The sequence below is a fragment of the Reyranella sp. genome (genome assembly GCF_050185545.1).
Classification (GTDB): domain Bacteria; phylum Pseudomonadota; class Alphaproteobacteria; order Reyranellales; family Reyranellaceae; genus Reyranella.
Genome location: NZ_JBFWZI010000112.1, coordinates 1 through 9,406 on the forward strand (window position 1 = coordinate 1; position 9,406 = coordinate 9,406).

8 protein-coding genes and 1 pseudogene are annotated in these 9,406 nt (G+C 68.6%); all 9 read left to right on the forward strand.

The features are described from left to right. On the forward strand, positions 1-398 hold a 398-nt coding region (locus tag AB7O82_RS24630; RefSeq protein WP_428620381.1), incomplete at its 5' end, for a transketolase C-terminal domain-containing protein. 17 nt (positions 399-415) lie between these two features. Then, entirely contained in the window at positions 416-1,207 is a 792-nt protein-coding gene (locus tag AB7O82_RS24635) for an enoyl-CoA hydratase/isomerase family protein (RefSeq protein WP_428620382.1), read from the forward strand. Further along, positions 1,207-2,382: a dihydrolipoamide acetyltransferase family protein gene (locus tag AB7O82_RS24640; RefSeq protein WP_428620384.1), complete on the forward strand. Its 1,176-nt coding sequence runs from the start codon at positions 1,207-1,209 to the stop codon at positions 2,380-2,382. The genes AB7O82_RS24635 and AB7O82_RS24640 overlap by 1 nt, the downstream gene beginning before the upstream one ends. A gap of 29 nt (positions 2,383-2,411) precedes the next feature. Beyond that, positions 2,412-3,398, forward strand: a complete 987-nt coding sequence (locus AB7O82_RS24645) for a Bug family tripartite tricarboxylate transporter substrate binding protein (RefSeq protein WP_428620386.1) — start codon at positions 2,412-2,414, stop codon at positions 3,396-3,398. 1 nt (position 3,399) lies between these two features. Continuing rightward, positions 3,400-4,565, forward strand: a pseudogene (locus AB7O82_RS24650) (CaiB/BaiF CoA transferase family protein). Continuing rightward, positions 4,562-5,410, forward strand: a complete 849-nt coding sequence (locus tag AB7O82_RS24655) for an enoyl-CoA hydratase/isomerase family protein (RefSeq protein WP_428620387.1) — start codon at positions 4,562-4,564, stop codon at positions 5,408-5,410. Before AB7O82_RS24650 ends, AB7O82_RS24655 begins: the two are co-directional and overlap by 4 nt. After that, entirely contained in the window at positions 5,394-6,374 is a 981-nt protein-coding gene (locus AB7O82_RS24660; RefSeq protein ID WP_428620389.1) for a tripartite tricarboxylate transporter substrate binding protein, read from the forward strand. The genes AB7O82_RS24655 and AB7O82_RS24660 overlap by 17 nt, the downstream gene beginning before the upstream one ends. Before the next feature lie 25 nt (positions 6,375-6,399). After that, the gene (locus AB7O82_RS24665) at positions 6,400-7,572 is read left to right on the forward strand and encodes an acyl-CoA dehydrogenase family protein (protein ID WP_428551491.1); all 1,173 of its coding nucleotides are present in this window, start codon (positions 6,400-6,402) and stop codon (positions 7,570-7,572) included. A gap of 21 nt (positions 7,573-7,593) precedes the next feature. After that, positions 7,594-9,096 carry an AMP-binding protein gene (locus AB7O82_RS24670; RefSeq protein WP_428620391.1) on the forward strand — a complete coding sequence of 501 codons (1,503 nt, stop codon included), beginning with the start codon at positions 7,594-7,596 and terminating at the stop codon, positions 9,094-9,096. Positions 9,097-9,406: the final 310 nt, after the last annotated feature.

Consider the following 9,406-nt stretch of genomic DNA (forward strand, 5'->3'; position numbering starts at 1 on the left):
GTTCGGCGCGCATCGTGCGCGCGGGGCGGGATCTGACGATGGTGAGCTACGGTGCGGCCGTCGACACCTGCCTGCAGGCAGCTACGACGCTCGCGCAGGACGGCGTCGAGGCCGAAATCGTCGATCTACGCTCAATCCAGCCCTGGGACCGCGAGACCGTGCTGGCCTCACTGGCCCGCACCCATCGCATCGTGATCGCGCACGAGGCGGTGCGCGACTTCGGCGTGGGTGCCGAGATCGCTGCCTTCTGCGCAGACGAGGGCTTCGACGAGCTCGACGCGCCCGTGGTGCGCGTCGGCGCGCCCTTCATGCCCGTGCCCTTCGCCAAGTCGCTCGAAGCGGGCTACGCGGTCGGAGTCGACCGCGTGATTCAGGCGGCCCACAAGGCCCTTCAATAGCCGGGGAGGAGACACCCATGTCCGAGATCCAAGACGCGGTCCGTTGCGACGTCCATGGCGCGGTGGGCGTGCTCACCATCGCCCGGCCCAAGACGCTCAACGCGCTCGATGTCCCGACGCTGCACACGCTCGAGGCCGGGTTGACGCGTCTCGAGCAGGATGCCGCGGTGCGGGCGATCGTCGTAACGGGCGCCGGCGAACGCGCCTTCGTCGCCGGCGGCGACATCGCCGACCTCGACAGCCGACAGGGCCTCGACCACTATCAGGAGTTCGCCGAGGTCATCCATCGGGTCTTCCGTCGCTTCGAGCTCTGCGACAAGCCGACCATCGGCGCGATCAACGGCTGGGCGCTCGGCGGCGGCACCGAACTGCTGCTGTGTCTCGACATCCGCCTGGTGGCCGAGGAGGCGAAGCTCGGCCTGCCGGAGATCACCCTTGGCCTGTTCCCCGGTGCCGGCGGCACGCAGCGCCTCATCCGGCAGATCCCGCTCTGCCAGGCCAAGCTGCTGATGTTTACGGGCGATCAGATCACCGCCGCGGAGGCCGTCGCGCTCGGCCTCTGCAATCGCGCTGTGCCGCGCGTCAAGCTCCTGGACGAGACGATGGCGCTGGCCGAGCGCATCGCGCAGAGATCGCCCCTGACGCTCAAGCTGCTCAAGCGCACGCTGCGTGACGGGGCGGACATGCCGTTGGCCGGCGCGCTCGCGCACGAGCAGGCGATGATCGGCCTGGTGCTCGACAGCGCCGATGCGCATGAGGGCTGCCGGGCCTTCCTCGAGAAGCGTCCGGCACGTTTCGAGGGGCGTTGATGCGGCGACCCCTGGTGGTGCCCAAGCTGGGGCTGACGATGACCGAAGGCTCGCTGGTCGAATGGCTTTTGCAGCCGGGCATGCGCTTCGAGGCCGGGCAAACCCTGTTCATCATCGAGTCCGAGAAGGCCGGCGTCGAAGTGCCGGCCGAGGCGGCCGGCACGCTGCTCGAGGCCGATGCGCCGATCGGCACGCCGCTGCCCGTGGGGACTGTGATCGGCTACTGGGACGACGGTGAGGCTGGGGGCGAGGCCGGGGAAGGCGTCGCGGCGCCATCGCCCGCGGTGGCCACACCCGTGGCCGCGCCGACGACGCGTCTTCTCGTGACGCCGCTGGCGCGCCGCATCGCGCGCGAACGCGGCATCGACCTCGCGCGCGTGCGCGGCTCGGGACCGCGCGGACGGATCCGCGCACGCGACCTTGAGGCGCCGGTCGGCGCGGAGCCTGCCCAAGCCGCATCGGCGCCGTCCACGGCTCTCGGAAGCGCCGCCGGCCGATTGCGCCCTGCGACTCCGATCGAGCAGGTCATCGCGCGGCGTCTGACGCAGTCCAAGCGCGACATCCCGCACTTTTACCTGTCGGTCGAGCCGGAGGTCAGCCGGCTGCTGGCGCTGCGCGAGGAGATCAACGCGCTGGGCGACGGGCTTCGCCTCACGATCAACCATTTCATCCTCGCCGCCGTCGGCCGGGCGCTGAAGGACGTGCCCGAGGCCAACTGCGTGTGGACCGAAGAGGGCGTGCTCAGCCTCGACGGGACCGATGTGGGCATGGCCGTCGACACCGACCATGGCCTCATGGTGCCCGTGCTGCGCGACATCGGCCGTGCATCGCTGGCCGGCCTGGCCGAGCAGGCGCGGGCCGCGGCTGACAAGGCGCGCGCCGCGCGCCTTGCGCCCGCCGACATGGCCGGCGGCTCGATCACGGTCTCCAATGCAGGCATGCACGACGTCAGCCACATGGCGTCGATCATCAATCCATCGCAGTCGATGATCCTCGGCGTCGGCAGCGTGCGGCAGCTGTTTCGGCCCGATGCGGACGGGCAGCCGCTGCTGCACCGCGAGATCGGCCTGGTTCTGTCGGCCGACCATCGCGTGCTCGACGGCGTGCGGGCCCTGCGTTTCCTCAAGCGCGTCACCGGATACCTGGAACAGCCGCTGCGGCTGTTGATGGCATGAGCGACGACCGGCGAAAGAAAGAGACCACCATGATCCGTTCCCTTCGCACCTGGGCCCTGTGCCTGCTCACGGCGGCAGCCTCGTTCGGCATGGCGGCCGGCGCCCGTGCCCAGGAAGGCTATCCCACGCATCCGGTGAAGCTGATCGCGCCGATCGCACCGGGCGGCCTGACCGACGCGCTTGCCCGCGTGCTGGCGACGGCGCTCGGCGAACGCCTGGGCCAGCCCGTCGTCGTCGACAACCGGGCGGGCGCCGGCGGGATCATCGGCATGACCGCGGCGGCCAAGTCGGCACCCGATGGCTACACGCTGGTGATCGTCTACCAGGGCATCGCCTCGGTGAACCCCGTGCTGCGCAAGGACCTGCCCTACGACACGCTGCGCGATTTCGCGCCCCTCGGGCTGTCCGGCGGCTTCCCCCTAGCGCTGGTGACCAAAGCCGACCTGCCCGTGAAATCGGTGGAAGACCTCATGCGGCTCGCACGCAGCCAGCCCGGACGCCTGAGCTATGCCTCGGCCGGTGCCGCGACCACGTCGCACCTGGCGATGGAGCTGTTCAAGAGCCAGACCGGGCTGGACATCGTGCACGTCCCTTATCGTGGCGAGGCTCCCGCCCTCAACGACGTGCTGGCCGGCCAGGTCGACGTGGAGTTCACGTCGCTCTCCTCGGTGCTGCCGCACCTGGACAATCCGCGCCTGCGCGTGCTGGCCGTGAGCACCGCGAGCCGGTCGAAGCTGACGCCCGGCATCCCGACCGTGGCCGAAAGCGGCGTGCCGGGCTTCCAGGTCACCGGCTGGTACGGCCTGATGGCGCCGGCCGGCACGTCCGCTGCCATCATCGACCGGCTGAATCGCGAACTGGTCGCCGTGCTGGGCGACGCCGCGATGCGCGAGCGTCTGCAGGCCATGGGCCTCGAGGCTTTCAGCTCGTCCCCGCAGGAGATGCGCACCTTCATCACCGAGGACATGGCCAGGTGGCGCAAGGTGATCGCCGAATCGGGCATCAAGGTCGAGTGAGATGGAAGCGTTGAGCCAGGCCCTGGCCGAGCTGCGGGTGCTCGACTTCAGCCAGGGTATCGCCGGCCCGCACGGTGCCTGCCTGCTGGCCGAGATGGGCGCCGAAGTCGTGAAGATCGAGCCGCCGCAGGGCGACTGGCTGCACGGCGTCGGGGTCAAGCGCAACGGCTCGAGCGTGCTGTTCGGCACCTATAATCGCGGCAAAAAATCCCTTCGCTCGACCTCAAGCGGCCCGAGGCGCGCGAGGCGGCGCTGCGCATGATCGAGCAGGCCGACGTGCTGATCGAAAGCAATCGGCCCGGCGTGATGGCGCGGCTTGGGCTCGGCTACGACACGGTGCGCGCCATCGATCCGGCGCTGGTCTACGCCTCGGTGACCGGCTTCGGCCAGACAGGTCCCTACGTCGACCGGCCCGCGACCGATGCCGCGGTGCAGGCCTACACCGGCTTCTCGTTCGGCGCCGGCGACATGGTCGAGCCGATCCGCGTGCGCATCGCGGTGGTCGACGTGGTGACCGGGATCTACGCCAGCCAGGCCATCCTGGGCGCGCTGATGCAGCGGGCCCGCACCGGCCGGGGCCGCCACCTGGATATCAGCCTCATGCACAGCATCACGGCCGTGCAGGGCTACAAGTATGCCGAGCACGAGGCGACCGGCGGCGTCCTGCGCAAGGAGTTGTTCGCGGCGATCGGCATCTATCGGACGGCCGACGGCTTCATCGCGATCAGCGCGATGAAGGAGCAGCAGGTGGTCGACCTGATCCGGTTGATCGGGCGCGGCGATATGCCCGGGGACGAACGCTTCTCGACCGCCGAGGCGCGTTTTCAGAACCAGGACGCCCTGCGCGTCGTCATCGCCGAAGGATTGGCACAGCAGGCGACCGCGCACTGGCTGCCGCTCATGCGGGAACGCGACCTGATCTGCCAGGCCGTGCTCGGCTACGATGCCTACCGCGCCGACGAGCAGGTGCTGTCCCAGGAGCTGTTCCAGCCGACCGACCTCGGCCAGGCCGGCGTGTTGCCGACGGTGCGCATGCCCGGGCTGTCGGCCGCCGACGCTCGCCCGTCGCCCTCGCCTGCGGTGGGCGAGCACGGCCGCGAGGTGCTCGCGCGCTACGGCTTCGACGCCGCTTCCATCGGATCGCTGGTCGGCGAGGCCGTCCCATGAGCGGCTTCGAGACCCTGCTGCTGGAGGTGCGCGACGGCGTGGCGCTGCTCGGCTTCAATCGCCCTAGGGCGCGCAACGCCATCGACGAGACCCTGCGCGCCGAGCTGCCGCAGGCCATGGCGCAGGTGCGCGACGATGAGTCGGTGCGCGCAGTGGTGCTGTATGGCGTGGGTGGCCATTTCTGCTCGGGCGGCGACCTGCGCGCGATGTCGGCCCGGCCGCGCACGGCCTACGAATCGCGCCAGCGCATCCACGCGCTGCATGCCTGGCTGCCCGAATGGGTCAACCTCGAGAAGCCGCTGATCGCCGCGGTCGATGGCTCGGCCTTCGGCGGCGGCTTCAGCCTGGCCCTGACTGCCGACTTCGTTCTGGCATCGACGCGCGCGAGCTTCTGCCAGGTCTTCGCACGTGTCGGGCTCGTGCCGGACATGGCTGCGCTGTACCTGCTGCCCCGCATCGTCGGCCTGCAGTGCGCCAAGGAGCTGATGATGAGCGCGCGCGTGGTGCCGGCGCTCGAGGCGCAGCAACTGGGCATCGTGCACAGCCTCTACGCGCCCGACGAGCTGCTCGATGCCGCCGTCCGCTTCGCCGAGCGCTTCAAGCAGGCCTCGCCGATCGCCATGGGGCTGACCAAAAGCATCCTCAATCAATCCATGCACCTGGATCAGAAGGCGCTCGCCGAGCTCGAGTGCTTCGCCCAGGGCCTCTGCATGGATAGCGCCTACCACCGCGAGGCGGTGCAAGGCTTTCTCGCCGGGCAGCCGCTCGGCTTCATCTGGCCAGAAGAGCGTGAGGGGCCGCCGGCGCCGCAACGAAAGGGAGAATCGAATGAAGGGACTCACTAGAATCTTGGCCGCTTTGGGCCTGTGCTTGATCGCCGCTTCCGCTTCGGCGCAACAGGCCGCCTCGGCCCTGCCGGCGGGCAAGCCGATCAAGATCATCGTGCCCTTTGCGGCCGGCGGCACGTCGGACATCCTGGGCCGGATGCTGGCGCAGCGCCTGGGCGAGCGTCTCGGCCGCACGGTGATCGTGGACAACCGCGCCGGTGCGGGCGGCTCGATCGGCACCGAGGCCGCCGTGAACGGCGATCCCGACGGCACGACCATCCTGGTCCACAGCGGTGCGATCGCCGTCGATCCGTCGCTCAAGCGCAACCTGAGCTACGACGTGCAGCGCGACCTCACGCCCGTGACCACCGCCGTGGTGGGGCCGTTCGTGCTGCTGGTCAATCCCGCGTTGCCGGTGAAGACCACGGCCGAGCTGGTGAAATACGCCAAGGCCAATCCCGGCAAGCTCAACTACGGCAGCCCTGGCATCGGCAGCTCGATCCATATGACGACCGAGTATTTCAAGTCTCTCGCCGACATCGACCTGGTCCACGTGCCCTACAAGGGCGCGGGGCCGGCGCTCGCCGGCGCGATGGGCAACGAGGTGCAGGTGCTGTTCGACCCGCTGGCCACCGGCAAGAAGTACGCGCAGTCGGACAAGCTCAGGGCGCTCGCGGTGTCCACCGGCAAGCGCACGGACCTGTGGCCGGAGATGCCTACCGTAGCGGAAGGCGGCGTGCCCGGATTCGACACCGGCGTCTGGTACGGCATCTACGTGCCAGCCAAGACGCCCAAGGCCATCGTCGACCAGCTCAACGCCGAGTTCGTCGCGATCCTGAAGTCTCCCGAGCTCGCGGCGTGGCTGCGCGACCAAGGCCTCGAGGCCGTGGCCAACACGCCGGCGCAGGCCAAGGCGCGTCTCGCCGAGGACATAGAGCGCTGGGCCCGCGTCATCAAGAGCGCCGGCCTCAAGACCGAATGAACGGCCTCGTCCACGGGAGACGGCAATGGATTTCCGGCTGACTGACGAGCAGAAGATGATGATCGCCACCGCTCGGGCGGTCGGCGATCGCTTCGGCCTCGAATATTGGCGCAAGCAGGACGCGGCCAAGGCCTTTCCGAAGGACTACTGGCGGGCGGTCTGCGATGCCGGCCTGTGCGGCGCCGCGCTGCCGGCTGAGCACGGCGGCAGCGGCCTCGGGATGCTGGATCTCGCACTCGCGGTCGAGCATCTGGCGGCGACCGGCGGCGGCTCGACGGTCGGCCAGCTCTTCATGATCAATCCGATCTTCGGCGGCGTGGCGATCTCGCGCTTCGGCAGCGACGCCATGCGCGGCGAGCTGCTGCCGAAGATCATCTCGGGCGAGATCAACTGCTGCATGGCGCTCACCGAGCCCGACGCCGGCACCAACACGCTGGAGCTCAGGACCACGGCGGTGCCCGACGGCGACGGCTGGCGGCTCAGCGGCCGCAAGATCTGGATCACTGGCGTCGAATCTGCCGAGAAGATGCTGGTCATCGCCCGCACCAGGAAGCTCGCCGAGGCATCCTCGCGCACCGACGGCCTGACTATGTTCATGATCGACGTGAGGCGCGAGGGCCTGTCGCATACGCCGATCGACAAGCTGGGCACCTGCACCCTCGATTCGAGCAGCGTCTTCTTCGACAACGTGCGGGTCGGGCCGCACGAGCTGATCGGCACGCTGCACAAGGGCTGGCGCGAGCTGCTCGACGTGCTGAACACCGAGCGCATCGTCACCACCGCGGGGCTGGTCGGCACGGGCGAGCTCGCGCTCAAGCTGGCGGTGCAGTACGCGAACGATCGCAAGGTGTTCGGCGAGCGTCCGATCAGCAGCTACCAGGGCCTGCAATTCCCGCTCGCGCAGTGCCATGCCGAGATCGAGGCCGCACGGCTGCTCAACTACAAGGCGGCGACCAACTTCGACATGGGCCTGCCGTTCGGCAGCGAGGCCAACGCGGCCAAGCTGCTCGCGGCGCAGGCGGTGGCGCGCGTGACCGAACGCGCGATGCAGACCATGGGCGGCATGGGCTACGCGAAGGAGTTCCACGTCGAGCGCCTATGGCGCGACTGCCGCCTGTTCCGGTTCGCGCCGGTGTCGGAGGAGATGATCCTGAACTACATCGCGAACCACGACCTTCAGATGCCGCGCGCTTACTGAGGGCAGGGGAGGATATCGGCCATGGTCTCTCTGACGGCGGTCGTGGCGTACCACGCACGGGTGACGCCGGATCGGGAGGCGTTGCTCTATGGCGAGGGGCGCCTCAGCTACGCCCAACTGCTGGCGCGCGTCGAGACCGCCGCGGGCCTGCTTCAGGCCCGTGGCATCCATCCGGGCCAGGTGGTCGCCCTGCTCATGAAGAACAGTTCGGCCTTCATCGAGCTGTCGCTGGCGATCAGCCATGTCGGTGCCGTGCTGCTGCCGATCAACTACCGGCTTGGCGCGGAGGAGGTGGCCTACATCCTGCAGCACGCGGAGGCGGCACTGCTGTTCGTGGATGCGGAGCTGCGTGAGGCTGCGGGGGGATTCGCGGACATCGTCGAAGTGGACGAGGCCGCACAATCGGACAGCATGCTGCTCGCGCCGACCGTTGAGCCCTGCCGCGTGCCGCATCCGAGCCGGCCCGGCGATCTGTTCCGCCTCATGTACACCTCGGGCACCACCGACCGCCCTAAGGGTGTGATGCACAGCTACGAGAACTATCATTGGAAGTGCCTCGACCACATCGCGGCGCTGGGGCTCTCGGCGGCCGACCGCCTGCTCGTGGTCGGGCCGCTCTATCATGTCGGCGCCTTCGACCTGCCCGGCCTGGCCGTGCTGACCGTCGGCGGTCTGCTTGCCGTGCAGCGCGAGTTCGACGTCGAGAGCGCGCTGCTGGTGATCGACCGCGAGAAGCTGACGGGCGCCTGGATGGCGCCGGTGATGCTCAACCGCGCGCTCGCCTTCGGCCGGCGGGAGCTCGACCTGTCGAGCCTGCGCTGGGTGATCGGCGGCGGGGAGCGGACTCCCGAGGATCGCATCCGCCAGTTCGGCCTCTTGTTCCCGAAGGCGCGCTACATCGATGCCTACGGCCTGACGGAGACCTGCTCGGGCGACACCTTCATGGAAGCCGGCCGCGAGATCGAGAAGATCGGTTCAACCGGCCGCGCGCTCGCCCATGTCCAGATCGAGGTGTGCGACGACGAAGGTCGCCCACTGCCGGCGGGCGAGGTCGGGGAGATCTGCGTCCGTGGTCCCAAGGTGACCAAGGGATACCTGAAGGATCCTGCCAAGACGCGCGAGAGCTTCCACGGCGAGTGGTTCCGCACGGGCGACGTGGGCTATCTGGATGCAGAGGGGTTCCTGTTCCTCACAGACCGCAAGAAGGACATGATCATCAGCGGCGGCGAGAACATCGCCTCTTCGGAGGTGGAGCGCGTGCTCTATCAGTTGCCCCAGGTGGTCGAGGCCGCGGCGATCGGCCTTCCCGACGCGACCTGGGGCGAGCGCGTCACCGCGGTCGTTGTGCTGCGGGCCGGCACGTCGCTCACGCTCGATCAGCTGCGCGCCCATTGCGAAGGCCGGCTCGGCGGCTTCAAGACGCCCAAGCAACTGATCCTTCGCGATGACTTGCCGCGCAATCCCTCCGGCAAGGTGCTGAAGCGCGTGCTGCGCAGCGAGTTCGCGACCGGAGCCACGCAATGATCTGCGAAGTTTTTTGCCCGTTCTCGGAGTTCTCTATTGAGAAAGATATTCTCTTAGCAGAGAATTCGGTCCGGGAGGATTCACGTCGAGATCACGCGGGGCTTTGATCGCGACAAGCGGCATCGCCATGCCTGCGCCCGGCCAGCAGCCCTGTCATAACGTGAGAAAACCAACGCAGTTAACGTAGTAGTAGTAGTAGTAGTAGGAGGAACCCCAATGAAAATCGTCCGCTGGCTCGCCGGTTTCGCTGCGGCCGCGAGCCTCCTGGCCGCCATACCCGTCACGGCACAGCCCTATCCGAACAAGCCGA

Bases quoted from the DNA above. Each gene is read 5' to 3' on its own strand.
- AB7O82_RS24635 (WP_428620382.1), top strand. From the start codon at position 416: ATGTCCGAGATCCAAGACGCGGTCCGTTGCGACGTCCATGGCGCGGTG.
- AB7O82_RS24640 (WP_428620384.1), top strand. From the start codon at position 1,207: ATGCGGCGACCCCTGGTGGTGCCCAAGCTGGGGCTGACGATGACCGAA.
- AB7O82_RS24645 (WP_428620386.1), top strand. From the start codon at position 2,412: ATGATCCGTTCCCTTCGCACCTGGGCCCTGTGCCTGCTCACGGCGGCA.
- AB7O82_RS24655 (WP_428620387.1), top strand. From the start codon at position 4,562: ATGAGCGGCTTCGAGACCCTGCTGCTGGAGGTGCGCGACGGCGTGGCG.
- AB7O82_RS24660 (WP_428620389.1), top strand. From the start codon at position 5,394: ATGAAGGGACTCACTAGAATCTTGGCCGCTTTGGGCCTGTGCTTGATC.
- AB7O82_RS24665 (WP_428551491.1), top strand. From the start codon at position 6,400: ATGGATTTCCGGCTGACTGACGAGCAGAAGATGATGATCGCCACCGCT.
- AB7O82_RS24670 (WP_428620391.1), top strand. From the start codon at position 7,594: ATGGTCTCTCTGACGGCGGTCGTGGCGTACCACGCACGGGTGACGCCG.